We start from the raw sequence: 22563 nt of genomic DNA, 5'->3' as shown, positions 1-22563 counted from the left end.
ACTATATTTCTTTAGTCTCGTTCGTATTTATTTCAGCTTGTAATTTTGCAGCTCTATGTATTGCTTTTCGCATTCTATAATACGTTCCACAACGGCAAACGTTAATTATATTATTGTCTATATCCTCATCAGTTGGGTTAGGTACTTTATTTAAGAGCGCAGCCGTTGCCATCATAAAACCAGGTTGACAGTATCCACATTGAGGTACAATTTCTTCAATCCATGCTTGTTGCACAGGATGTGGATTCTCTCTATCTCCCAAACCTTCAATTGTAGTCACCTTTTTTCCTTCCACAAACTTGACAGGGTAAGAACAAGAACGAACAGCCTCATCATCTACAAGTAAAGTACATGCACCACAAGCTGCTTTACCACAACCAAACTTGGTTCCTTTTAGGTTCAATAAATCTCTAACAATCCAAAGTAGTGGTGTGTTCTCGTCTCCTACATCAACGGTTTTTAGCATACCGTTTATTGTCAATGAAATTTCCATAAAATCTTATTATTTATTAGGGATTATTGCTCCATTGGCGAACCAGTTTTCAACAGCCTCTTTAAATTCTTTTTTAGATACTGGCGGTATCGTTCGCTGATTACCATCTGCATCAATACCGGGCTCCCACGCCCAAAGCACCAAATCATCTTCAGTCATGTGTTTTACAAGTTCATCATGACTTCTATTGCCATTGGTATTTTTATCGAGTAAACGTTCAGCTATTTGAGCTCGCGAAAGCCCTTCCCAACCCATTGAAGCCGGAGCCAATGACCAATGCGGTGCACCTGGAACACCAGAATTTGTATTATTGATAGATTGATGACATGTATTACAACTCGTTGCTTCAAATCCATTATCATCATCACCTCTAGCCATACCAAAATAATGAGGATGCCTATCATCGCCTTGTTTTGGTATATTATCGTTAGGGTGACAATTCATACAACGTTGATGGGTAAGAACGTCCATCATTTTCTCATAAGATTCATCAGGATTTTGTTGCGCTATTCCCTGATTATCATAAGTTTTATAGTTTGATATTGTTGGAGTATTTGCAAACACTAGTACTACTCCAACAACAGCTAATAGTAAAAAAAAATAAACGGGTCTTATCTTCATAGCATTTATCAATATCTGACACCTATGAAGATAATAAAAGCTTAAGACTTTTTTAACCCATTAAAATTTATAAACGTAGTAAGTTACTTATGCATTAGTTCTTCGAAAGAAATACTTCTGCCATCATGCAACGAGCGCTACCGCCACCACAGGTTTCAATAGTATGTAACGAACTATGTAGAATAGCGCAATGATTTTCAATTTGTGCTACTTGTTCTGGTCGTAAGCTATGGTAAGCCGCTGAACTCATAACCATATATCTTTTATCATCTGCGCCTAAAACTTGTAGCATATTTCCAGCAAAGTGATGCATTTGACCTTCAGTAATAATAATCACCTCTTTTCCATCTTTTTTAAGATGGTCCAAAACGTTTTTTCTTTCTTTTTTGTCATCTATGGAATCCGTACAAATTACCACAAAGTCTTCAGCCAACGCCATCATTACATTCGTATGATAGATAGGAAGTCTTTTACCATCTACAGATTGGTTTGCCGTAAAAATTACCGGGAAGAAATCAAAATCTTCACAAAATTCAATAAACAAATCTTCATTTGCACGTTCAGAAAGCGCACAATACGCTTTTTTATTTACCCGGTCTATTAAAATACTTCCAGTGCCTTCAAGAAACAACCCTTCATCTTCTGCAGAAGTATAATCTATAACATCTTTAATTTTAAAACCGTTCTCCTCAAGAGTTTCTAAGATATCTTCTCTGCGTTCATTTCTTCTATTTTCAGCGAACATAGGGTAAACACCTACTGTTCCATTTGAATGAAATGAAATCCAATTATTAGGGAAAATACTATCGGGAGTATCAGGTTCTTTTGTGTCTTCAACCACAATGACATTAACTCCTTTGCTCTTTAATAAGGATACAAAAGCATCGAACTCTTCTTGAGCTTGTGCATTAATTTCTTGATTCTTCAAATCAATATCTTCCATAAAGTAGTTATTGACAGCGGTCTGTTCGTTCATTCTAAACGACACCGGACGAATCATGAGGATTGTATTTGTTATTTGCATATAGGGGTACTAATTAAATTTCTCTTATCTATTTTTATATAAACTTATGCTCTTATTAGTGGTAATGTACTACAACGCAGTAGTCCTTCTTGTTTTGAAATTTCAGCATACGGAATCTCCTCTACGGTAAAACCTTGATCACGTAACCAATTATTGAGACGTGTAAAATTACGTTCAGAAACCACTACTTCTGGTGATATAGAAAATACATTACTGAACATATGATACATTTCTTGAGCATCAATTTCAAAAATATTTTCCTTTCCAAAAAAATCTACCAACCATTGGTATTCTTCTTCTACCAAGAACCCGTTCTTATGTAAAATAGCTTTTCCTTTACCCAAAGGCTGAAAACAACAGTCTAAGTGCAAAGCATTATCTTGAGCAACGGTATTAGACTTTCTTAATTCAAAAGACTTCACTGTTTTATGAGGAAACTGTTTCGTTAAATATTCTACTGCAGCTTTATTTGTTCGCGCAGTTATATAAGATGAATAATCTGGTGCGGTATAGGTTCCAACAAAAATATAATCGTTCCATGGCATAACATCACCACCTTCCACGTGCACGTTTGCTGGTGGTTGAAGAATATTATCATCGTCAATTTTATCAAGTACATGTAAAATTGCCTCTACCTCTTGTTCGCGGTCAGGTAATATATTCGCCTTAATTAATTTATCTTCAATTACAAAGGCTATATCTCTTGTAAATATTTGATTACAATTTTCAAGAACCTCTGGTCTAAATACCTTTACATCGTATTTCTCAAATACCATTCTAAAAGCCTCCATCTCAGCAATCATATCACTTTCCAATGGGTATGTGCCAGCCTTAATATGTTCTAGAGATTTTGGATCATAAGCCTCTTCTATTGTTGGCGTTGGTCCAGAACTTCTAGCTATACCTAAAACAACAGCTTTTAACTGTGAAATCTCATCATTAATATTTAATTGCAACATATGTCTCTGTATATATGATTTAAAAAATGGCATAAAAAAAAGCCCCTTTAAAAATTAAAAGAGCTTTTTGTTTTTTTATTAACGGTAGCAATCTACCTCTTGTCAAGTTCGACAAAAGATCTTAATTTCTCACCAATATAAACTTGTCTTGGTCTACCAATAGGTTCGCCGTTCAATCTCATTTCTCTCCATTGTGCGATCCATCCTGGCAATCTTCCTAACGCGAACATAACCGTAAACATTTCTGTTGGTATACCTAAAGCTCTATAAATGATACCAGAGTAGAAATCTACATTTGGATATAATTTTCTATCAACGAAGTATGGATCTTCCAATGCTTCTTTTTCTAAACCTTTAGCGATTTCAAGAATTGGATCATCTATACCTAAATCTGCCAATACTTCATCAGCAGCTTTCTTAATTATTTTAGCACGTGGGTCAAAGTTTTTATAAACTCTGTGACCAAAGCCCATTAATCTAAATGGATCAGATTTATCTTTTGCTTTTGCCATATACTTCTTAGTATCACCACCATCAGCTTCAATAGCTTCTAGCATCTCTAAAACAGCTTGGTTTGCACCACCATGAAGTGGACCCCAAAGTGCAGAAATACCTGCAGATAATGAAGCAAATAAACCAGCATGAGAAGAACCTACTATACGAACTGTACTCGTAGAACAATTTTGTTCATGATCAGCGTGTAAGATCAATAATTTATCTAAAGCCTCTATAACAACCTTGTTCTTCTTATAATCTTGATTAGGACGCTTAAACATCATCTTATGAATGTTCTCTACATAACCTAAACTATCATCACCGTAATCTAACGGAAGACCTTTCTTCTTACGCAAAGTCCAAGCTACAAGAACTGGGAATTTAGCAAGAATACGTACAATTGCGTGGTACATAGCCTCATCAGAACTAACATCTACTGTAGAAGGGTTAAATGCAATTAATGCACTTGTTAAAGAAGATAACACACCCATAGGATGTGCAGACTTTGGAAAACCATCCAAAATCTTTTTCATTTCCTCATCTACATGAGATTCATCTTTAATGTCTTTATGAAATTTCGCAAGTTCAGTATCGTTTGGTAAATTTCCGAAAATCAATAAATAAGCTACTTCTAAGAAATCTGCTTTTTCAGCCAATTCCTCAATTGAATAACCTCTGTAACGTAAAATCCCTTTCTCACCATCCAAAAATGTAATAGCACTTTCACAAGATCCTGTATTTTTGAAACCCGGATCAATGGTTATAATTCCTTTGGTTGCTGAACGCAAAGATTTGATATCAATTGCAAGTTCATCTTCGGTTCCCTTAATTACTGGAAACTCGTATTTTTCACCATTATATTCTAAAATAGCTTTATCTGACATTTTTAATTTTTACGTTTTAAATACTACTCGTAAAGTTAACAAAACAGGATTGTTTTAACAATTTCAAAATTCTGTTTGGGGTAAAATTAACAATAAGTTCTATGAATTACATTCTTTACAACAGATATAGTGACTTGTAATATTCATCTAAAGATTTTTCCCAGGTAAAACGAGCCTTTTTTGCATTGGTTTTAATCTTTTTCCAAGTGGGTTTATCATGTTCCCAAATGGTAAGTGCCTCATCAAAACTCTTTACCATATTATTAATTTGCTCATCATATGTTTCACCACTAAATGCAAAGCCTGTTTTCATATGTGCAACAGTATCCTTTAAGCCACCAGTATGATGAACTAAACATGGATTACCGTTTCTCATTGCCAGCATTTGACTTATACCACAAGGTTCAAATAAACTTGGCATAAAATATAAGTCTGTTTCTAAGTACATAGAATCAATTAAATCTTCTGATTGACCGTTAGTAAAAACGAAATTCTTATGATGATAGCTCATATGGCGAAAAAATTCTTCATAATCAGGATCACCGGTTCCTAGCAAAATGAATATTCCATCAATCTCACTTAATCTTGCCAGCATTTTTTCAAAAGCCTCTGGAGAACGTTTTAAGAAATAAAATTTTTGCTCGGTTAATCGAGCTACGCTAGACACAATAAATTTTGGTCTATTACCAACATACTGCATAATCTTCTCACCGGTATGCGCAAGAAAATCTGCCTTATATTTTTTGGAAGTATCTTGAAGCCACCTAAATAAAGCTTTTACAGTATTTCTATATAATAACCCTTTTTCTGCTACTCTTATATTACCGTAATTACTTGCATTTAAAATACCGAATAATCTTCCTTCATTATTTGCTTTCAACAAATCGTCCTCCAAACTTTCACCTCCTATAAATTCTGGTCTTCTGCTTGGTAAAAGAACATCTTCCTTATAAGATGGAGAAACGGTATGTACTGCATCTGCAAGACGTATACCAACCGCCATAAGATTTATACAATCTTGATATCTAGAATCCATTAACGCTTTATGATCTAACTGCACCTCTGGAAACCAGTTATTCATGGAAGCATAATTGTTATAAAAAGGACGTATACCCTGTATTGCCAAATTATGGATGGTATATACATAACGCATCTTTTTCAAATCCTTATAATTTGGATGATATGTCTTTATAAACAATAATGCAGCAGAATGCCAATCGTGCATATGCACTATATCCAAATCGCCAAATGCACCTATTTTAATTGCCTCTGCCGTAGCTGTACAGAAAATTACAAACTTGACAAAATCATTAAAAAAAGGTTCCGTTGGGTCGTCGTGATATATATGGGCAATACCACCTTCTATTATTTCAGGATGATGAATAACATAATGTGTAATATTCTTATCAACTCTTTTAGGAATTACTTCGTACAATTCTGCAGTGTAAGGCATACCCCTAAGACTAAATTCGAGTTTAGTTTTAAAAATTCCATTTTTATGCAATCTAGAATACGCAGGCACAACCACGTGAACTTTATCTTCTCGCTTCGATATCTCCCTAGGCACATCTCTAACAACATCTCCCATTCCACCAGCTTTACAATCTGGAATGGCGTCATTCTCTGCGGAAACAAAAAGAAAATTATTCATACGCTAATAAAGAAGGATTATATTTGGTTTATTCTCAAAAGGTAGTTAAAGTTTTGATGTACGCCAAAAAAAAAAGCCTTTCTAAAAAGAAAGGCTTAATTATATAATCAATACTTAAATTATCCTATTTTGAAAGCTTTTTCTTGAGGATAGTATGCTGTACTTCCTAACTCTTCTTCAATACGAAGTAATTGGTTGTATTTAGCCATACGATCAGATCTTGATGCTGATCCAGTTTTAATTTGACCTGTATTCAATGCAACAGCCAAATCAGCTATGGTATTATCTTCAGTTTCTCCAGAACGGTGAGACATAACAGAAGTATAACCGGCATTTTTAGCCATATTTACAGCTGCTATAGTTTCAGTTAAAGTTCCTATTTGGTTTACTTTAATTAAAATTGAATTAGCAATTCCTTTTTCGATTCCTGTAGATAAACGCTCAACATTAGTAACAAATAAATCATCACCAACCAATTGAACTTTATCTCCAATTTTATCAGTTAAAGATTTCCAACCGTCCCAATCATTTTCGTCCATACCATCTTCAATAGAGATAATAGGGTATTTAGCACTTAAATCAGCTAGATACTGAGCTTGTTCTTCAGAAGTTCTAATTACACCTTTATCACCTTCGAATTTAGTATAATCATATTTACCATTAACATAGAATTCTGCAGCAGCACAATCTAAAGCGATCATAACATCATCACCTAAAGAGTAACCTGCATTTTTAACTGCAATAGCAATTGTATCTAATGCATCTTCAGTACCACCTGCTAAGTTTGGAGCAAAACCTCCTTCATCGCCAACTGCAGTACTAAGACCACGATCGTGTAATACCTTTTTAAGATTATGAAAAATTTCAGTCCCCATTTGCATTGCGTGAGAAAAGCTCTTCGCTTTTACTGGCATAACCATGAACTCTTGAAATGCAATAGGTGCATCTGAGTGAGAACCACCATTAATTATGTTCATCATAGGAACAGGAAGTGTGTTTGCACTAACTCCACCTATATATCTGAAAAGAGAAAGACCTAATTCATTGGCAGCAGCTTTAGCAGCAGCTAACGAAACTCCTAAAATTGCATTTGCACCTAATTTTGATTTATTTGGCGTACCATCTAAGTCAATCATAGTTTGATCTAAAAGATTTTGATCAAAAACATTCATTCCTAAAATTTCTTCAGCAATGATAGTGTTTACATTATCAACAGCTTTACTTACACCTTTACCCATGAAAGCCTTACCTCCATCACGTAATTCTACTGCTTCATGCTCACCAGTTGAAGCTCCAGAAGGAACCGCTGCTCTTCCCATTACTCCATTCTCCGTAACTACATCTACTTCAACAGTTGGGTTTCCTCTAGAATCTAAAATTTGTCTTGCGTGAACATTTAATATAATACTCATCTAATATATTTTTATAGGTTGATAAATTAAAAAGTAAAGATACAAAACAGGCAAATTACCAGGTTTGTTTACACCTTACAATTACCAATTAAATAATGTTTATTTAAACTATTTCGTTATGTTTTGCACTTTTCTCAATTAAATTGAAAAAATCATCGAATAGATAATCAGCATCATGTGGTCCAGGACTTGCTTCTGGGTGATATTGAACGGAAAATACATCTTTATTTTTCATTCGTATTCCCGCAACTGTCTTATCGTTTAGGTGTGTGTGCGTAATCTCTAAATTACCATTCGCCTCAGTTTCTTCTCTATTAATAGCAAAACCATGATTTTGAGACGTGATTTCCCCTTTACCAGTAATTAAATTTAATATTGGATGATTAATACCTCTATGACCATTATGCATTTTATATGTAGACACACCATTTGCCAAAGCCAGTACTTGATGTCCTAAACAAATTCCAAAAAGGGGTTTATCTGTTTGTATCATTTTTTTAACCGCAGCAATTGCATCTACCAACGGTTCTGGATCACCAGGGCCATTAGAGATAAAATAAGCATCAGGATTCCATGAAGACATTTCTTCAAAACTACTGTTGTAAGGGAACACCTTTACATACGCCCCACGCTTTACTAAATTTCTAAGAATATTCTTTTTAATTCCTATATCCAATGCAGCAATTTTAATTGAGGCACTTTCATCCCCTACAAAATATGGCTCTTTTGTAGAAACTCGGGATGCTAGTTCTAGCCCTTTCATACTAGGAACCTCACTAAGACGTTTTTTAAGAGCATCTATATTTTCTATATCAGTAGAAATAACTGCATTCATAGCCCCATTATCTCTTATATAGCTCACCAAAGCACGAGTATCAACATCAGAAATTGCAAATAGATCATTCGAATCTAAAAACCCCTGAAGACTATCATCTGCCAAAGGTCTTGAATATTCATAACTGAAATTTCTACACACTAAACCAGAAATTTTAATGGACTCTGACTCAATCTCATCTTTATTAACTCCATAATTACCAATATGAGCATTTGTAGTTACCATTATCTGTCCAAAATAAGATGGATCAGTAAATATCTCCTGATAACCTGTCATACCTGTATTAAAACAAACTTCACCAAAGGCAGTACCTTCTTTATCACCTACAGATTTACCATAAAAAATAGTACCATCAGCTAGTAGTACTAGAGCTTTTCTCTTTGCTTGATATTTCATCTTAGTCTTATAATTTATTCGTTCACAAAAAAACATAAAAAAAGGATAAGCTAGAAAGCTTATCCTTTTTCATTATTAATATTTATTGACAATTTTATTCCTTAGAATCATCTGTCTTAGCTTCTGTTTCAGTTTGAGCTTCGTCTTTTACTTTAGTTTCTTTCTCTGCAGAAACAACTTCAGCATCACTACCACCTGATCTTCTACTTCTTCTAGTAGATTTTTTCTTAGGCTTACCAGCATTATACAATTCGTTGAAATCAACCAATTCTATCATTGCCATGTCAGCGTTATCACCTAAACGATTACCTAACTTGATAATTCTTGTATACCCTCCTGGTCTATCAGCTACCTTTTCAGATACAACACTGAATAATTCCGTTACAGCATACTTATCACGAAGGTTTTTAAAGACGATACGTCTATTATGAGTACCTTTTTCAGCACTAACATTATTTTCAGCTTTTGATTTAGTAATCAAAGGCTCAATGAATTGCTTCAAAGCTTTAGCTTTAGCAACTGTAGTGTTGATTCTTTTGTGCTCTATTAATGAACAAGCCATGTTTGCTAACATCGCTTTTCTATGAGCAGTTTTTCTACTTAAGTGATTAATCTTTTTACCGTGTCTCATGTTTCAATTTTATCATCTTGCTACCAAACTCGCTAGAACGAGGAGCAAAATATGATTATTTAATCTTTATCTAATTTGTATTTTGATAAATCCATACCAAAACTTAAACCCTTGTTTATAACAAGCTCTTCAAGTTCAGTTAAAGATTTTTTACCAAAGTTTCTAAACTTCATTAAGTCATTCTTATTGAAAGAAACTAAATCTCCTAAAGTATCTACTTCAGCTGCTTTTAAACAGTTTAGTGCACGAACAGAAAGGTCCATATCAACTAATTTAGTTTTCAATAATTGTCTCATGTGTAAAGACTCCTCATCGTAAGTCTCTGTTTGAGCAATCTCATCAGCTTCTAAAGTGATACGCTCATCAGAGAATAACATAAAGTGATGTATAAGAACTTTTGCTGCCTCAGTTAATGCATCTTTAGGATGAATAGAACCATCTGAAGAAATCTCAAAAACCAATTTTTCATAATCAGTTTTTTGCTCTACACGAAAGTTTTCAATACTATATTTTACATTCTTTATAGGCGTAAAAATAGAATCGATAGCAATCGTACCTAATGGAGCACCAGATTTTTTATTTTCCTCTGCAGGAACATAACCTCTACCTTTTTCAATTGTAATTTCCATATTGATGCTAACTTTAGCATCCATATTACAAATTACTAAATCCGGGTTCAATACTTGGTACCCAGAAATAAACTTTTGAAAATCACCAGCAGTTAACTGATTTTTACCACTAACAGAAATAGAAACTACTTCAGCTTCAGAATCTTCTATTTGTTTCTTGAAACGTACTTGTTTCAAGTTTAATATAATCTCGGTTACATCTTCAACAACGCCAGGAATCATGGAGAACTCATGCTCTACCTTATCAATCCTAATCGAAGTAATTGCATGACCTTCTAAAGAAGAAAGCAATACTCGTCTTAATGCATTCCCAACAGTTAATCCATAACCAGGTTCCAAAGGGCGAAATTCAAACTTCCCTTCGAAATCAGAGGAATCGATCATTATTACTTTATCGGGTTTCTGAAAATTAAATAATGCCATAATTGGATCAGTGTTGTTTATTTAGAGTATAACTCCACAATTAATTGTTCTTTGATATTTTCTGGAATTTGCATTCTTTCAGGAATAGTAACGTAAGTACCTTCCTTCTTTTCGCTATTCCAAGAAATCCACTCATAAACTGCACTACTAGCAGTTAATGAGTCTTGTATACTTTGCAATGATTTAGATTTTTCTCTAACACCAACAACATCTCCTGCTTTTAATGAGTAAGAAGGTATGTTAACCAACTCGCCATTAACCGTAATATGTCTGTGAGATACTAATTGTCTTGCACCACTTCTAGTTGGAGAAATTCCCATTCTATAAACAACGTTATCTAAACGAGATTCACATAATTGAAGTAAAATTTCACCAGCAACACCTTCTTTTCTTTTTGCAGTCTGGAATAAGTTTCTAAATTGCTTTTCTAAAATACCATAAGTATACTTAGCTTTTTGCTTCTCCATCAATTGAACAGAGTACTCAGATTTCTTTCCTCTTCTTCTATTGTTACCGTGTTGCCCTGGAGGGTAATTTTTCTTTTCGAATGACTTATCGTCTCCGAATATTGCTTCGCCAAATTTACGAGCAATCTTTGATTTTGGTCCTGTATATCTTGCCATTTTCTTTAAGTTTGAAAGTGAGATTATGAATTAAGGCTTATCCTTCGATAATCGTAACTACACTTTCGGTGAAATATATTAGTAATTAATTAAACTCTTCTTCTCTTAGGAGGTCTACAACCGTTATGAGGCATTGGAGTAACATCAATAATTTCAGTTACTTCTATACCAGCATTATGCAATGACCTAATAGCAGATTCTCTTCCGTTACCTGGACCTTTTACATAAACTTTAACCTTTCTTAAACCTGCTTCATGAGCAACTTTAGAACAATCCTCAGCAGCTACCTGAGCAGCATACGGTGTGTTTTTTTTAGATCCTCTAAAACCTAATTTACCAGCAGATGACCAAGAAATTACATCTCCTTTTTTATTTGTTAAAGAGATAATGATGTTGTTGAAAGATGCACTTATGTGCGCTTCACCAACAGAATCAACTATAACTTTACGTTTCTTGGTAACTTTAGTACTTGCCTTTGCCATACCTAATTATTATTTAGTTGCTTTCTTCTTGTTAGCAACTGTTTTACGCTTTCCTTTTCTAGTTCTAGAGTTGTTCTTAGTACGTTGACCTCTTAAAGGCAAACCTGATCTATGACGAATACCTCTATAACAGCCAATATCCATTAAACGCTTAATGTTCAACTGAGTTTCAGAACGTAATTCACCTTCGATCACGAATTCAGAAACAGCTTCCCTAATACGACCTATTTCATCATCATTCCAATCAGAAACCTTAGTATCTTCGCTAACTTGGGCTTTATTCAATATTTCTCTTGACCTACTACTTCCAATTCCAAAAATGTAGGTTAAGGCTATAACACCTCTCTTTTGTTTTGGTATATCTATACCTGCGATTCTTGCCATAATTACCCTTGTCTTTGTTTAAATCTAGGATTCTTTTTGTTGATTACGTACAACCTGCCTTTTCTGCGAACAATCTTGCAGTCGGCACTTCTCTTCTTAACTGATGCTCTTACTTTCATCTTGTATCTTAGTATCTATATGTAATTCTTGCTTTAGTAAGGTCATACGGACTCATCTCCAGTTTCACCTTATCTCCAGGTAATAGTTTTATATAGTGCATACGCATCTTACCTGATATATGCGCTGTTACCACATGTCCATTCTCCAACTCTACACGAAACATTGCGTTAGACAATGCTTCAATGATAGATCCATCTTGTTCTATTGCTGCCTGCTTAGCCATAAATTATGCTACTTTTCTATTTTTACCGGTTTTCATTAAACCATCGTAATGTCTATTCAATAAATATGAATTTACCTGTTGTACCGTATCTATAGCTACACCTACCATAATTAATAAGGAGGTACCACCATAAAATAAAGCCCATCCAGCTTGAACATCCATCAATTTTACTACAATCGCTGGTAAAATAGCGAGCAAAGCTAAGAAAATAGATCCAGGTAACGTTATTAAAGACATAATCTTATCTAAATAATCTCCAGTTTCTTTTCCAGGACGTATTCCTGGTATAAAACCACCACTCCTTTTAAGGTCATCTGCCATCTTATTAGTAGGAACCGTAATTGCAGTATAAAAATATGTAAAGATTATAATCAATATTGCGAATAACAAATTATATGCCCATCCAAAAATATCACTGAACTGCACTTGCATCCATTGTCCAAAAGCAGTATCATCAAACGCACCACCTATCATACCAGGTACAAACATAATTGCTTGAGCAAATATAATTGGCATAACTCCAGAAGCATTCAACTTCAAAGGAATATATTGTCTTGAACCCATTATGTTCTTTTCGTATCCACCAGAAGCAGTACGTCTTGCATACTGTACAGGAATTTGTCTTGTAGCCATTACTAACAGAATACAAGCCAAGATAACCAAGAACCAAATAATAACTTCTATTAAGATGAACATTAATCCACCGTTATTATCAGTTGTTCTAGAGATAAATTCTTGAACAAAAGATTGAGGCATTGTAGCTATAATACCAATCATAATTAATAAAGAGATACCATTACCAATACCTTTATCAGTAATTTTCTCTCCTAACCACATTGCAAATACAGTACCTGTTACCAAAATGATAACTGCAGGAACCATAAAATCCAATCCTTTACCTAATAAAAACGCGCTATCTCTAACTCCAAAAGCCTCTAATCCATATAAATATGCTGGAGCTTGAACAATACAAATACCGATGGTTAACCATCTAGTAATTTGATTAATAGTCTTACGACCACTTTCTCCTTCTTTTTGTAGTTTCTGAAGATAAGGAATTGCAATACCCATCAACTGAACAACAATAGAAGCAGAGATATAAGGCATAATACCCAACGCAAAAACAGAAGCATTAGCAAACGCCCCTCCTGTAAATGCATTTAAAAGACCAAATATACCTTGATCAGTACTATCCGTTAATCCACCTAATTGAGTTGAATCTATACCCGGAAGTACGATTTGACAACCAAAACGATAAACCAACAAAAGACCCAATGTAATAAGAATTCTATTTCTTAGTTCTTCTATCTTCCAAATATTGGATATTGTATCAATAAAATTCTTCATGCTCTCGTTTATGCTTACAAACTTATTGCTTCACCACCTGCTGCTTCAATAGCTGCTTTAGCAGATGCAGTAAATTTATGTACCGAAATTTTAAGAGGAGCTTTTAACTCACCATTTCCTAAAATTTTCACTAATTCATTCTTACCAACTAAACCGTTCTCAATTAAAAGATCTAAAGAAACTTCATTAGATATCACTTTATTATCGACAAGCTCTTGTAACTTCTCTAAATTGATACCTTGATAGTTCTTACGGTTAATGTTCGTAAAACCAAACTTAGGTACACGACGTTGTAATGGCATTTGACCACCTTCAAAACCAATCTTCTTAGAATAACCAGATCTTGACTTTGCTCCTTTATGACCTCTTGCAGCTGTTCCACCTTTTCCAGAACCCTGACCTCTTCCAAGGCGTTTTCCGTCTCTATTAACTGAACCTTCTGCAGGCTGTAGACTATGTAAACCCATTTTTATTCTAAATTTAAGCTTCCTCTGTGGAAACTAAATGTTTAACTTTATTTATCATTCCAAGAATGTTCGGCGTATCGTCATGCTCAACAACCTGTCCTATTCTCTTTAAACCAAGCGCCTCTAAAGTTCTTTTCTGATTTTGAGGTTTCTTAATTCCGCTTTTTACTTGTGTAACTTTAATCTTTGCCATAATTTTCCTCTTATCCTTTAAATACTTTTTCTAAAGAAACACCTCTTTGCGTAGCGATAGTTTTTGCATCTCTAAGTTGCAACAAAGCATCAAAAGTTGCTTTAACAACGTTATGTGGATTTGAAGATCCTTGAGACTTAGATAATACATCTTGTACACCTACAGATTCCAATACCGATCTTACAGCTCCACCAGCAATTACACCGGTACCATGAGATGCAGGCTGGATATAAACTCTAGCTCCACCAAATTTTCCTTTTTGCTCATGAGGTAAAGTTCCTTTATTTAAAGGAATACGAACTAAGTTCTTTTTACCATCTTCAATTGCCTTTGCTATAGCAGTAGCAACCTCTTTAGATTTACCTAAACCATGACCTACAACACCATTTTCATCACCTACAACAACTATTGCAGAAAAACCGAATGCTCTACCACCTTTTGTTACCTTGGTTACACGTTGAATACCAACTAATTTATCTTTTAAGTCTAAACCACCTGGCTTAACAGTCTCTACGTTTTTATATTTTTGGAACATACTAGTATATTAGAATTTTAGACCTGCTTCTCTTGCACCCTCAGCCAAAGATTTTACTCTTCCGTGATACAAATTACCTCCTCTATCAAAAGCAACTTTCTCTAAGCCAGCTTTTACAGATTTTTCAGCGATTGTTTTACCAACCAAAGCAGCAATCTCGGTTTTATTTCCTTTTGCTTTCGCAATATCCTTATCTCTTGAAGAAGCGGATACTAAAGTGACTCCTTTTACGTCGTCTATAACTTGAGCGTAAATTTCGCTGTTACTTCTAAAAACAGATAACCTTGGTTTAGCTGCAGTTCCAGAAGAAACCTTACGTATTCTACGTCGGATTCTTAATTTTCTTTGTGTTTTTGATAATCCCATAATATCCTATTATTAAGCCGACTTACCAGCTTTTCTTCTTAATATTTCACCTACAAATTTAATTCCTTTTCCTTTGTACGGCTCTGGTCTACGGAAAGATCTAATCTTTGCAGCTATATGACCAACTAGTTGTTTGTCATGAGACGTTAGCTTAACTATAGGGTTCTTACCTTTTTCTGATATAGTTTCAACTTTAACTTCAGAAGCTAAGTTGAAAACGATGTTGTGAGAAAAACCTAAAGCCAATTCAAGTTTTTGACCTTGATTACTTGCCCTATACCCTACACCTACTAATTCTAATTCTTTGGTCCAACCTTTAGAAACACCATCAACCATATTAGTTATAAGTGATCTATATAAACCGTGCTTTGCTTTATGCTCCTTAGAATCCGATGGCCTTGTTACGAAAGCCTGTCCGTCTTCTACTTTAACCGCTACACCAGAGAACTCTTGAGTCAACTCACCTAATTTCCCTTTTACAGAAATTATATTGTCGTTAATTTCAATTGTAACCCCTTCAGGAATTGCGATTGGATTATTACCTATTCTAGACATTTTCTAAATCTTTAATCAATTAATAAACGTAGCACAAAACTTCACCACCAACTTTCTCTGCCTTAGCCTGCTTGCTAGTCATTACACCATGAGATGTAGAAACAATTGCAACACCCAAACCATTTAATACACGAGGTAAATCTTCGTTACCTGAATATTTCCTAAGACCAGGCTTACTTATACGCTGTATTTTCTTGATTACAGGCTCTTTTGTAAGCTTATCATATTTCAAAGCTATCTTAATAGAACCTTGAACTTTATTTTCTTCGAATTTATAACTTAAAATATACCCTTGATCGAATAATATTTTAGTTATTTCTTTCTTTAGATTTGACGCAGGAATTTCAACAACCCTATGTCCCGCTCTACTCGCGTTTCTAACTCTCGTTAGGTAATCTGCAATAGTATCTGTTACCATATGTATATAATTCGGAAACGGTTTTCAGCAAATTAGCTAAACCTGAATCCATTAATAATTCTTAATCTACCAGCTAGCTTTCTTAACACCTGGTATTAAACCGGCATTAGCCATCTCTCTGAATTTTACCCTTGAAATACCAAAAGTTCTCATGTAACCTTTAGGTCTTCCAGTTAATTTACATCTGTTATGTAAACGTACCGGAGAGGCATTTTTAGGTAGTCTCTGTAACGCTTCATAATCGCCAGCTTCTTTCAAAGCTTTACGTTTTTCAGCATAAACTGCTACAGTTCTTTCCCTTTTTCTCTCACGGGCTTTCATTGATTCCTTAGCCATACTAATTCTTTTTAAAAGGTAAACCTAATTCTGTTAATAATGATTTTGCTTCTTTGTCAGTTCCCGCAGAAGTTACAAAGGTAATATCCATACCGTTAATTCTATTGATTTTATCAATATTAACTTCAGGAAATATTATTTGCTCAGTAACACCCAAGTTATAATTTCCACGACCATCAAAACCTGTAGCCTTAATACCTTGAAAATCTCTAACACGAGGTAATGCTGAAGTCACCAAACGATCTAAAAATTCGTACATACGCTCACCTCTTAAGGTAACTTTTGCACCAATTGGCATGCCTTTTCTTAACTTAAAGGCAGCAACATCTTTCTTAGACATAGTAGCAACGGCTTTTTGACCAGTAATCATAGTCATTTCATCTATTGCATGGTCAATAAGTTTCTTGTCAGCAACAGCAGCTCCTACACCTCTACTCATTACTATCTTCTCTAACTTAGGAACCTGCATTACATTACTGTAACCAAACTCTTCGGTAAGGGCAGCTACTATTCGCTCCTTATACTCTTTCTTTAATCTTGCAACGTATGCCATAACTAAATTACTTCATTGGATTTTTTGGAAACCCTAACTTTTTTACCATCCTTTATTTCGTAACCTACTCTAGTTGTATCGCCAGATTTACCGTCGATTAGAGCCAAGTTAGAAATGTGGATTAAAGCTTCTTTTTTTACAATACCACCTTGAGGGTTCTTAGCACTAGGCTTCTCATGTTTAGATACCATATTGGCACCTTCAACGATGGCTTTATTTTTCTCAAGATCAACACGCATCACTTTACCTTCGGTTCCCTTATGGTCACCAGCGGTAATTCTTACCGTATCTCCTGTTTTGATTTTTAACTTTTTCATCTTGTCCGTTATATTATAATACCTCTGGGGCCAATGATACAATCTTCATGAACTGCTTATCCCTAAGCTCTCTTGCTACAGGTCCAAAAACACGAGTTCCTCTCATTTCTCCGGCAGGATTCAATAACACACAAGCGTTATCATCAAATCTGATATAAGACCCATCAGGTCTTCTAACCTCTTTCTTAGTACGAACTACAACAGCAGTTGAAACCGCACCTTTCTTGATACCTCCGTTCGGAGTAGCTTCTTTAACCGTAACAACAATTTTGTCACCTATTGAAGCATACCTTCTTTTGGTACCACCAAGAACACGGATAGTTAAAACTTCCTTTGCTCCGGTGTTATCCGCTACTTTTAATCTAGATTCTTGCTGTAACATAACTTATTTAGCTCTTTCTAAGATTTCTACTAATCTCCAACATTTGGTTTTACTCATAGGACGAGTCTCCATGATCTTTACAGTATCACCAATGTTACAATCGTTCTTTTCGTCATGTGCAACATATTTCTTTGTCTTCAAAACGAACTTTCCGTACATAGGATGTTTTACTCTTTTCACTTCAGCAATAACAATAGACTTCTCCATTTTATTACTAGTGACAACTCCTACTCTCTCTTTTCTTAAATTTCTTTTCTCCATAAAGCCCACCAATTATTGGTTTTCCCTATTAGTTAATTCAGTGGCTAATCTTGCTACCGTTCTCCTTACTTTTCTAATCTGAAGTGGATTTTCTAACGGAGTTACAAAATGTGCCATTTTCAAATCTGCATGTTGCTTCTTGTACTCGGCAAATTTCTCCGTAAGTCCTTCCACAGACATTTCTTTAATCTCTTGTTTTTTCATTATTCCTTACGTTTAATTTCCGCCCTCGTAATCTCGAGCTACAATGAATTTTGTTTTAACAGGAAGTTTTTGAGCCGCTAATCTTAAAGCTTCTTTTGCTACTTCCATAGGAACTCCGGCCACTTCGAACATAATTCTACCTGGTTTTACCACGGCTACGAAATATTCTGGTGCACCTTTACCTTTACCCATACGTACTTCTAATGGCTTTTTGGTAATCGGCTTGTCTGGAAATATTTTAATCCACAATTGACCTTCCCTCTTCATGAATCTAGTAGCAGCAATACGAGCAGCTTCTATCTGGCGTGAAGTCAAAAATGTAGCATCATCAACATTCTTTATACCGAACATACCATTTGAAAGTTGGTGTCCTCTCCCAGCAAGACCTTTCATACGGCCTTTCTGCATTTTACGGAACTTTGTTCTTTTCGGTTGTAACATTACTTTAGTTCTTTAAAAAATTACTTTCTACGACGTTGTTTTCTTCCACCTTCTTGCTTACCACCTTTAGAAGAATCCTTTTGCATTCCTACTAATGGAGATAAATCTCTTTTACCATATACCTCACCTTTCATAATCCAAACTTTAATACCAAGTTTACCATATGTAGTTTGAGCTTCTTGTAGAGCATAATCAATATCAGCTCTAAAAGTAGATAATGGAATTCTACCATCTTTATAAGATTCCGAACGAGCCATTTCAGCACCATTCAATCTACCAGAGATCTGAATCTTTATTCCTTCAGCATTCATACGCATTGCTGCAGCGATTGCCATTTTTATTGCTCTTCTAAAAGAAATTCTACTTTCAATTTGACGAGCTACACTTGCTGCAACTAAGTTAGCATCAAGCTCAGGTCTTTTTATTTCAAAGATATTGATCTGAACCTCCTTATTGGTGATTTTTTTCAATTCTTCCTTAAGTTTATCAACTTCCTGACCACCTTTACCGATAATAATACCAGGTCTCGCAGTGGTTACTGTAACTGTGATTAATTTAAGAGTACGTTCTATTATAACTCTAGAAACACTAGCTTTAGAAAGTCTTGCATGAATATACTTTCGTATTTTATCATCCTCAGCCAATTTATCTCCGTAATCGTTACCACCATACCAGTTAGATTCCCAACCTCTAATGATTCCTAGACGATTTCCTATTGGATTTGTTTTCTGTCCCATCCTAGTTTTCTGTTATATTTTTTGACCCCAATACCAAAGTTACATGGTTTGAACGTTTTCTAATTCTATGTGCTCTACCTTGTGGAGCTGGACGCAATCTCTTAAGCATTGCACCACTATCTACTCTAATCTCAGCTACAATTAAATCAGCATCTTCTACACTTGCCTCTTCATTTTTTGCCTGCCAATTAGCCAAAGCTGAAAGTAATAATTTCTCCAACTTTCTAGAAGCTTCTTTAGGATTGAACCTTAAAATAGCTAAAGCTTGCTCTACCTTTACACCACGAATTAAATCAGCAACCAAACGCATCTTTCTAGGTGAAGTAGGACAGTTATTCAACTTAGCGAAAGCTACCTTTTTCTTCTCAGCCTTTATTCTTTCGGCCATCTGTTTTTTACGAACTCCCATAGCTTACTTTTTTCCTTTGTTTTTCGCACCTGCATGACCTCTAAAAGATCTAGTTGGTGAAAATTCCCCAAGTTTATGTCCTACCATGTTTTCTGTTACAAAAACAGGTACAAATTGTTTTCCGTTGTGAACCGCTATCGTCATTCCTACAAAATCAGGTGTAATCATAGAGGCTCTAGACCAAGTTTTGATTACCGCTTTTTTTCCGGATGAAACACTTTGTTGGATTTTCTTCTCCAAACTATAGTGAACGTAAGGTCCTTTTTTTAGTGAACGTGCCATTTCTTTCTACTTTTTTATTTCTTTCTACGTTCTATTATATACTTGTTGGTGCTCTTGGTCTTAGAACGAGTTCTGAATCCTTTAGCAGGAATTCCATTTCTCGATCTTGGATGACCACCTGAAGCTCTACCTTCACCACCACCCATTGGGTGATCGACAGGGTTCATAGCTACCGGTCTAGTTCTTGGTCTTCTACCCAACCATCTACTTCTACCAGCTTTACCTGATACCAGTAATTGATGATCCGAGTTAGATATAGCACCAATAGTAGCCATACAACCTGAAAGAATTAATCTTGTTTCACCAGATGGCATCTTAACAGTAACGAACTTACCGTCCTTTGCCATAAGTTGAGCAAAAGTACCTGCGCTACGCGCCATAATAGCACCTTGACCAGGTCTTAACTCAATACATGAAATTATAGTTCCTAGAGGAATTTCACTCAAAGGCATTGCGTTCCCTATCTCAGGAGCAACAGTTAATCCAGATGAAATCTGTTGATCAACCTGCAATCCGTTTTGAGCTACAACATAACGCTTTTCGCCATCCGCATATTCCAAAAGAGCAATAAATGCAGTTCTATTTGGATCGTATTCAATAGACTTAACAGTAGCAAGTACATCTTGCTTATCTCTCTTAAAATCTATTACACGATACCTTCTTTTATGACCTCCACCTTTTTGGCGTATGGTCATCTTTCCTTGACTGTTTCTACCTCCAGACTTTTTTAACGGAGCAAGCAAGCTTTTCTCCGGCTTATCAGCAGTAATGGCGTCAAATCCATTTACTACTCTAAAACGCTGTCCTGGAGTGATTGGTTTTAATTTTCTAACTGACATTTCTTGTCTTTATAGATTACTGTAAAAATCGATAATATCACCTTCTACTACATCAACAATTGCTTTTTTAATAGCATTTGTTTTACCATGTTGTACACCAGTTTTTGTATATCTGGATTTTCTTGATGGACCGTAATTCATTGTACGAACCTTCTTCACAGAAACACCATAAGTAGCTTCAACTGCATCTTTAATCTGCAACTTATTAGCCTTAGGGTTAACTACGAATCCATAACGGTTATTCAACTCGCTATCAGCAGTCATTTTCTCCGTTATAATTGGTTTTATTAACACACTCATGATATTATTGTTTATTTAAATTCGATTCAATCCCCTCTAAAGAGCTCTCTAACAATACCACACTATTAGCATGAAGAATTTTGTAAGTACTTAATTCTGAGTTAGTTATAACTTCTGAGCCTTTAAAATTACGCGAAGACAAATATACACCTTTATTTGAATCACCCAACACTATTAAAGACTTTTTATTTTCAAGACCTAAGGTCTTCAAAACTTCGATAAAATCTTTAGTTTTTGGAGTATCAAAATCGAAGTCTTCAACTACTAAAATTGCATTTTCTTTTGTCTTCAAAGACAATGCAGATTTTCTTGCTAAACGCTTCAAGTTTTTATTTAACTTCTGAGTATAATCTTTAGGTCTAGGTCCAAATATTCTACCACCACCTCTAAAGATTGGCGATTTAATACTACCTGCTCTTGCAGTACCCGTACCTTTTTGTTTTTTAATCTTTCTAGTACTACCAGCGATCTCAGCTCTTTCTTTAGCTTTGTGCGTTCCTTGTCTTTGATGAGCTAAATATTGCTTAACATCTAAGTAAACTGCGTGATCATTAGGCTCTATAGCGAAAACATCATCAGAAAGGTTTGCCTTTCTACCTGTGTCTTTTCCTTTAATATCTAAAACTGCTATTTTCATTACATCTACCTTTGTATAGTTACATAAGCATTCTTATGGCCCGGAACACAACCTTTTACTACTAAAAGATTCTTCTCTGGAACTACTTTTAAAACCCTAAGGTTCTGAACCGTTACACGATCAGTACCCATTCTACCAGCCATCTTCATACCCTTGAATACTCTTGCTGGATATGATGCAGCACCAATAGAACCAGGAGCTCTAAGTCTGTTATGCTGACCGTGAGTTGCCTGACCAACCCCTGCAAAACCGTGACGTTTAACAACACCTTGAAAACCTTTACCCTTAGATGTACCAATAACATCTACGAATTGACCTTCAGTAAAAACATCTACACCTACGGTGTCACCTAATTTAAAATCACCTTCAAAATCTTGGAACTCAACGACCTTTTTCTTAGGAGAAGCACCTGCTTTTTTAAAATGGCCTAATTCAGCCTTATTAGCACGAGTTTCTGCCTTGTCATCGAAACCAAGTTGAAGGGCACTATACCCGTCGACCTCTTCGGTTCTGACTTGGGTAACTACACATGGGCCAGCTTGTATAACGGTACATGGAATGTTCTTTCCATTCTCGTCAAAAATACTGGTCATGCCTACTTTCTTTCCTATTAACCCAGACATACTTATTTATATTAATTATTACTTATTAAATTCTTTACAAAAAAATAGGGTCAAAATAATTTAACCCTAAATTATT

36 protein-coding genes are annotated in these 22563 nt (G+C 35.2%); all 36 read right to left on the bottom strand.

All coding sequences use genetic code 11. From position 1 onward, the window contains the following. Position 1 precedes the first annotated feature (1 nt). The 36 genes from BM296_RS07460 to rplC all read right to left on the bottom strand — a co-directional run bounded on the left by BM296_RS07460 (position 2) and on the right by rplC (position 22487). Positions 2 to 493 carry a (2Fe-2S)-binding protein gene (locus tag BM296_RS07460; protein WP_091902490.1) on the bottom strand — a complete coding sequence of 164 codons (492 nt, stop codon included), beginning with the start codon at positions 491 to 493 and terminating at the stop codon, positions 2 to 4. A gap of 9 nt (positions 494 to 502) precedes the next feature. Beyond that, positions 503 to 1114: a hypothetical protein gene (locus BM296_RS07455; protein WP_091902489.1), complete on the bottom strand. Its 612-nt coding sequence runs from the start codon at positions 1112 to 1114 to the stop codon at positions 503 to 505. A gap of 94 nt (positions 1115 to 1208) precedes the next feature. After that, a complete protein-coding gene (gene ctlX / locus BM296_RS07450) occupies positions 1209 to 2138 on the bottom strand; it encodes a citrulline utilization hydrolase CtlX (protein WP_091902488.1) in 930 nt (309 codons plus the stop codon). Between the two features lie 44 nt (positions 2139 to 2182). Then, the gene (locus BM296_RS07445; RefSeq protein WP_091902487.1) at positions 2183 to 3097 is read right to left on the bottom strand and encodes a dimethylarginine dimethylaminohydrolase family protein; all 915 of its coding nucleotides are present in this window, start codon (positions 3095 to 3097) and stop codon (positions 2183 to 2185) included. Positions 3098 to 3189: 92 nt separating this feature from the next. Then, a complete protein-coding gene (locus tag BM296_RS07440; protein ID WP_027064800.1) occupies positions 3190 to 4476 on the bottom strand; it encodes a citrate synthase in 1287 nt (428 codons plus the stop codon). A 115-nt stretch (positions 4477 to 4591) separates the two neighbouring features. Continuing rightward, positions 4592 to 6127, bottom strand: coding sequence for a glycogen synthase (locus BM296_RS07435; protein ID WP_091902486.1), 1536 nt, complete (start codon positions 6125 to 6127; stop codon positions 4592 to 4594). Between the two features lie 119 nt (positions 6128 to 6246). After that, entirely contained in the window at positions 6247 to 7539 is a 1293-nt protein-coding gene (gene eno, locus BM296_RS07430) for a phosphopyruvate hydratase (protein ID WP_091902485.1), read from the bottom strand. Positions 7540 to 7642: 103 nt separating this feature from the next. Then, positions 7643 to 8770, bottom strand: coding sequence for a glutamine-hydrolyzing carbamoyl-phosphate synthase small subunit (gene carA, locus BM296_RS07425; protein WP_091902484.1), 1128 nt, complete (start codon positions 8768 to 8770; stop codon positions 7643 to 7645). Between the two features lie 94 nt (positions 8771 to 8864). Next, positions 8865 to 9401: a 50S ribosomal protein L17 gene (gene rplQ, locus BM296_RS07420; protein ID WP_091902483.1), complete on the bottom strand. Its 537-nt coding sequence runs from the start codon at positions 9399 to 9401 to the stop codon at positions 8865 to 8867. Positions 9402 to 9460: 59 nt separating this feature from the next. After that, on the bottom strand, positions 9461 to 10453 hold the full coding sequence (locus BM296_RS07415) for a DNA-directed RNA polymerase subunit alpha (RefSeq protein ID WP_027064805.1): 993 nt from the start codon (positions 10451 to 10453) through the stop codon (positions 9461 to 9463). Positions 10454 to 10470: 17 nt separating this feature from the next. After that, complete coding sequence (gene rpsD / locus BM296_RS07410) at positions 10471 to 11076, bottom strand: 30S ribosomal protein S4 (protein ID WP_027064806.1); 606 nt, start codon at positions 11074 to 11076, stop codon at positions 10471 to 10473. A gap of 89 nt (positions 11077 to 11165) precedes the next feature. Then, on the bottom strand, positions 11166 to 11558 hold the full coding sequence (rpsK, locus tag BM296_RS07405; RefSeq protein ID WP_027064807.1) for a 30S ribosomal protein S11: 393 nt from the start codon (positions 11556 to 11558) through the stop codon (positions 11166 to 11168). Positions 11559 to 11567: 9 nt separating this feature from the next. Then, a complete protein-coding gene (gene rpsM, locus BM296_RS07400) occupies positions 11568 to 11942 on the bottom strand; it encodes a 30S ribosomal protein S13 (RefSeq protein ID WP_027064808.1) in 375 nt (124 codons plus the stop codon). 2 nt (positions 11943 to 11944) lie between these two features. Continuing rightward, positions 11945 to 12061 carry a type B 50S ribosomal protein L36 gene (gene ykgO, locus BM296_RS07395; protein ID WP_013305171.1) on the bottom strand — a complete coding sequence of 39 codons (117 nt, stop codon included), beginning with the start codon at positions 12059 to 12061 and terminating at the stop codon, positions 11945 to 11947. A gap of 8 nt (positions 12062 to 12069) precedes the next feature. Next, positions 12070 to 12285 carry a translation initiation factor IF-1 gene (gene infA / locus BM296_RS07390; RefSeq protein ID WP_013305172.1) on the bottom strand — a complete coding sequence of 72 codons (216 nt, stop codon included), beginning with the start codon at positions 12283 to 12285 and terminating at the stop codon, positions 12070 to 12072. Positions 12286 to 12288: 3 nt separating this feature from the next. Continuing rightward, positions 12289 to 13632, bottom strand: coding sequence for a preprotein translocase subunit SecY (gene secY / locus BM296_RS07385; protein WP_027064809.1), 1344 nt, complete (start codon positions 13630 to 13632; stop codon positions 12289 to 12291). A 14-nt stretch (positions 13633 to 13646) separates the two neighbouring features. Further along, positions 13647 to 14099 carry a 50S ribosomal protein L15 gene (rplO, locus tag BM296_RS07380; protein WP_091902482.1) on the bottom strand — a complete coding sequence of 151 codons (453 nt, stop codon included), beginning with the start codon at positions 14097 to 14099 and terminating at the stop codon, positions 13647 to 13649. A 13-nt stretch (positions 14100 to 14112) separates the two neighbouring features. Beyond that, positions 14113 to 14292 carry a 50S ribosomal protein L30 gene (rpmD, locus tag BM296_RS07375; protein WP_027064811.1) on the bottom strand — a complete coding sequence of 60 codons (180 nt, stop codon included), beginning with the start codon at positions 14290 to 14292 and terminating at the stop codon, positions 14113 to 14115. Between the two features lie 10 nt (positions 14293 to 14302). Continuing rightward, the gene (rpsE, locus tag BM296_RS07370) at positions 14303 to 14827 is read right to left on the bottom strand and encodes a 30S ribosomal protein S5 (RefSeq protein WP_027064812.1); all 525 of its coding nucleotides are present in this window, start codon (positions 14825 to 14827) and stop codon (positions 14303 to 14305) included. A 9-nt stretch (positions 14828 to 14836) separates the two neighbouring features. Beyond that, positions 14837 to 15193, bottom strand: coding sequence for a 50S ribosomal protein L18 (gene rplR, locus BM296_RS07365; RefSeq protein ID WP_027064813.1), 357 nt, complete (start codon positions 15191 to 15193; stop codon positions 14837 to 14839). Positions 15194 to 15205: 12 nt separating this feature from the next. Next, entirely contained in the window at positions 15206 to 15748 is a 543-nt protein-coding gene (gene rplF / locus BM296_RS07360) for a 50S ribosomal protein L6 (RefSeq protein ID WP_027064814.1), read from the bottom strand. A 19-nt stretch (positions 15749 to 15767) separates the two neighbouring features. Then, positions 15768 to 16166, bottom strand: coding sequence for a 30S ribosomal protein S8 (gene rpsH, locus BM296_RS07355; protein WP_027064815.1), 399 nt, complete (start codon positions 16164 to 16166; stop codon positions 15768 to 15770). A 66-nt stretch (positions 16167 to 16232) separates the two neighbouring features. Beyond that, the gene (gene rpsN / locus BM296_RS07350) at positions 16233 to 16502 is read right to left on the bottom strand and encodes a 30S ribosomal protein S14 (RefSeq protein WP_027064816.1); all 270 of its coding nucleotides are present in this window, start codon (positions 16500 to 16502) and stop codon (positions 16233 to 16235) included. 1 nt (position 16503) lies between these two features. Beyond that, positions 16504 to 17055, bottom strand: a complete 552-nt coding sequence (gene rplE / locus BM296_RS07345) for a 50S ribosomal protein L5 (protein ID WP_027064817.1) — start codon at positions 17053 to 17055, stop codon at positions 16504 to 16506. 2 nt (positions 17056 to 17057) lie between these two features. Further along, a complete protein-coding gene (gene rplX, locus BM296_RS07340) occupies positions 17058 to 17372 on the bottom strand; it encodes a 50S ribosomal protein L24 (RefSeq protein WP_091902481.1) in 315 nt (104 codons plus the stop codon). Between the two features lie 13 nt (positions 17373 to 17385). Further along, complete coding sequence (gene rplN / locus BM296_RS07335) at positions 17386 to 17754, bottom strand: 50S ribosomal protein L14 (protein ID WP_027064819.1); 369 nt, start codon at positions 17752 to 17754, stop codon at positions 17386 to 17388. A 3-nt stretch (positions 17755 to 17757) separates the two neighbouring features. Beyond that, positions 17758 to 18015 carry a 30S ribosomal protein S17 gene (gene rpsQ / locus BM296_RS07330; protein WP_027064820.1) on the bottom strand — a complete coding sequence of 86 codons (258 nt, stop codon included), beginning with the start codon at positions 18013 to 18015 and terminating at the stop codon, positions 17758 to 17760. Positions 18016 to 18027: 12 nt separating this feature from the next. Beyond that, on the bottom strand, positions 18028 to 18219 hold the full coding sequence (rpmC, locus tag BM296_RS07325; RefSeq protein WP_027064821.1) for a 50S ribosomal protein L29: 192 nt from the start codon (positions 18217 to 18219) through the stop codon (positions 18028 to 18030). 12 nt (positions 18220 to 18231) lie between these two features. Further along, positions 18232 to 18660, bottom strand: a complete 429-nt coding sequence (gene rplP / locus BM296_RS07320) for a 50S ribosomal protein L16 (protein WP_027064822.1) — start codon at positions 18658 to 18660, stop codon at positions 18232 to 18234. 20 nt (positions 18661 to 18680) lie between these two features. After that, on the bottom strand, positions 18681 to 19397 hold the full coding sequence (rpsC, locus tag BM296_RS07315; protein ID WP_027064823.1) for a 30S ribosomal protein S3: 717 nt from the start codon (positions 19395 to 19397) through the stop codon (positions 18681 to 18683). Between the two features lies 1 nt (position 19398). Next, complete coding sequence (gene rplV, locus BM296_RS07310) at positions 19399 to 19806, bottom strand: 50S ribosomal protein L22 (protein ID WP_027064824.1); 408 nt, start codon at positions 19804 to 19806, stop codon at positions 19399 to 19401. Between the two features lie 3 nt (positions 19807 to 19809). After that, a complete protein-coding gene (rpsS, locus tag BM296_RS07305) occupies positions 19810 to 20088 on the bottom strand; it encodes a 30S ribosomal protein S19 (protein ID WP_027064825.1) in 279 nt (92 codons plus the stop codon). A gap of 14 nt (positions 20089 to 20102) precedes the next feature. Continuing rightward, the gene (gene rplB, locus BM296_RS07300; protein ID WP_027064826.1) at positions 20103 to 20927 is read right to left on the bottom strand and encodes a 50S ribosomal protein L2; all 825 of its coding nucleotides are present in this window, start codon (positions 20925 to 20927) and stop codon (positions 20103 to 20105) included. A gap of 9 nt (positions 20928 to 20936) precedes the next feature. After that, on the bottom strand, positions 20937 to 21227 hold the full coding sequence (rplW, locus tag BM296_RS07295; RefSeq protein ID WP_027064827.1) for a 50S ribosomal protein L23: 291 nt from the start codon (positions 21225 to 21227) through the stop codon (positions 20937 to 20939). Positions 21228 to 21231: 4 nt separating this feature from the next. Then, entirely contained in the window at positions 21232 to 21864 is a 633-nt protein-coding gene (gene rplD, locus BM296_RS07290) for a 50S ribosomal protein L4 (RefSeq protein WP_027064828.1), read from the bottom strand. A gap of 5 nt (positions 21865 to 21869) precedes the next feature. Next, the gene (rplC, locus tag BM296_RS07285; protein WP_027064829.1) at positions 21870 to 22487 is read right to left on the bottom strand and encodes a 50S ribosomal protein L3; all 618 of its coding nucleotides are present in this window, start codon (positions 22485 to 22487) and stop codon (positions 21870 to 21872) included. Positions 22488 to 22563 lie beyond the last annotated feature (76 nt).

Origin of the sequence: Maribacter stanieri (genome assembly GCF_900112245.1) — a bacterium.
Lineage (GTDB): Bacteria > Bacteroidota > Bacteroidia > Flavobacteriales > Flavobacteriaceae > Maribacter > Maribacter stanieri.
Note: the sequence above shows the minus strand (reverse complement) of the source record. Positions and strands in the feature narration are given on the sequence as shown.

Coding starts and splice junctions, on each gene's coding strand:
- BM296_RS07460 (WP_091902490.1), bottom strand. CDS start 493: ATGGAAATTTCATTGACAATAAACGGTATGCTAAAAACCGTTGATGTA.
- BM296_RS07455 (WP_091902489.1), bottom strand. CDS start 1,114: ATGAAGATAAGACCCGTTTATTTTTTTTTACTATTAGCTGTTGTTGGA.
- ctlX (WP_091902488.1), bottom strand. CDS start 2,138: ATGCAAATAACAAATACAATCCTCATGATTCGTCCGGTGTCGTTTAGA.
- BM296_RS07445 (WP_091902487.1), bottom strand. CDS start 3,097: ATGTTGCAATTAAATATTAATGATGAGATTTCACAGTTAAAAGCTGTT.
- BM296_RS07440 (WP_027064800.1), bottom strand. CDS start 4,476: ATGTCAGATAAAGCTATTTTAGAATATAATGGTGAAAAATACGAGTTT.
- BM296_RS07435 (WP_091902486.1), bottom strand. CDS start 6,127: ATGAATAATTTTCTTTTTGTTTCCGCAGAGAATGACGCCATTCCAGAT.
- eno (WP_091902485.1), bottom strand. CDS start 7,539: ATGAGTATTATATTAAATGTTCACGCAAGACAAATTTTAGATTCTAGA.
- carA (WP_091902484.1), bottom strand. CDS start 8,770: ATGAAATATCAAGCAAAGAGAAAAGCTCTAGTACTACTAGCTGATGGT.
- rplQ (WP_091902483.1), bottom strand. CDS start 9,401: ATGAGACACGGTAAAAAGATTAATCACTTAAGTAGAAAAACTGCTCAT.
- BM296_RS07415 (WP_027064805.1), bottom strand. CDS start 10,453: ATGGCATTATTTAATTTTCAGAAACCCGATAAAGTAATAATGATCGAT.
- rpsD (WP_027064806.1), bottom strand. CDS start 11,076: ATGGCAAGATATACAGGACCAAAATCAAAGATTGCTCGTAAATTTGGC.
- rpsK (WP_027064807.1), bottom strand. CDS start 11,558: ATGGCAAAGGCAAGTACTAAAGTTACCAAGAAACGTAAAGTTATAGTT.
- rpsM (WP_027064808.1), bottom strand. CDS start 11,942: ATGGCAAGAATCGCAGGTATAGATATACCAAAACAAAAGAGAGGTGTT.
- ykgO (WP_013305171.1), bottom strand. CDS start 12,061: ATGAAAGTAAGAGCATCAGTTAAGAAGAGAAGTGCCGACTGCAAGATT.
- infA (WP_013305172.1), bottom strand. CDS start 12,285: ATGGCTAAGCAGGCAGCAATAGAACAAGATGGATCTATCATTGAAGCA.
- secY (WP_027064809.1), bottom strand. CDS start 13,632: ATGAAGAATTTTATTGATACAATATCCAATATTTGGAAGATAGAAGAA.
- rplO (WP_091902482.1), bottom strand. CDS start 14,099: ATGGGTTTACATAGTCTACAGCCTGCAGAAGGTTCAGTTAATAGAGAC.
- rpmD (WP_027064811.1), bottom strand. CDS start 14,292: ATGGCAAAGATTAAAGTTACACAAGTAAAAAGCGGAATTAAGAAACCT.
- rpsE (WP_027064812.1), bottom strand. CDS start 14,827: ATGTTCCAAAAATATAAAAACGTAGAGACTGTTAAGCCAGGTGGTTTA.
- rplR (WP_027064813.1), bottom strand. CDS start 15,193: ATGGGATTATCAAAAACACAAAGAAAATTAAGAATCCGACGTAGAATA.
- rplF (WP_027064814.1), bottom strand. CDS start 15,748: ATGTCTAGAATAGGTAATAATCCAATCGCAATTCCTGAAGGGGTTACA.
- rpsH (WP_027064815.1), bottom strand. CDS start 16,166: ATGGTAACAGATACTATTGCAGATTACCTAACGAGAGTTAGAAACGCG.
- rpsN (WP_027064816.1), bottom strand. CDS start 16,502: ATGGCTAAGGAATCAATGAAAGCCCGTGAGAGAAAAAGGGAAAGAACT.
- rplE (WP_027064817.1), bottom strand. CDS start 17,055: ATGGCATACGTTGCAAGATTAAAGAAAGAGTATAAGGAGCGAATAGTA.
- rplX (WP_091902481.1), bottom strand. CDS start 17,372: ATGAAAAAGTTAAAAATCAAAACAGGAGATACGGTAAGAATTACCGCT.
- rplN (WP_027064819.1), bottom strand. CDS start 17,754: ATGTTACAGCAAGAATCTAGATTAAAAGTAGCGGATAACACCGGAGCA.
- rpsQ (WP_027064820.1), bottom strand. CDS start 18,015: ATGGAGAAAAGAAATTTAAGAAAAGAGAGAGTAGGAGTTGTCACTAGT.
- rpmC (WP_027064821.1), bottom strand. CDS start 18,219: ATGAAAAAACAAGAGATTAAAGAAATGTCTGTGGAAGGACTTACGGAG.
- rplP (WP_027064822.1), bottom strand. CDS start 18,660: ATGTTACAACCGAAAAGAACAAAGTTCCGTAAAATGCAGAAAGGCCGT.
- rpsC (WP_027064823.1), bottom strand. CDS start 19,397: ATGGGACAGAAAACAAATCCAATAGGAAATCGTCTAGGAATCATTAGA.
- rplV (WP_027064824.1), bottom strand. CDS start 19,806: ATGGGAGTTCGTAAAAAACAGATGGCCGAAAGAATAAAGGCTGAGAAG.
- rpsS (WP_027064825.1), bottom strand. CDS start 20,088: ATGGCACGTTCACTAAAAAAAGGACCTTACGTTCACTATAGTTTGGAG.
- rplB (WP_027064826.1), bottom strand. CDS start 20,927: ATGTCAGTTAGAAAATTAAAACCAATCACTCCAGGACAGCGTTTTAGA.
- rplW (WP_027064827.1), bottom strand. CDS start 21,227: ATGAGTGTGTTAATAAAACCAATTATAACGGAGAAAATGACTGCTGAT.
- rplD (WP_027064828.1), bottom strand. CDS start 21,864: ATGAAAATAGCAGTTTTAGATATTAAAGGAAAAGACACAGGTAGAAAG.
- rplC (WP_027064829.1), bottom strand. CDS start 22,487: ATGTCTGGGTTAATAGGAAAGAAAGTAGGCATGACCAGTATTTTTGAC.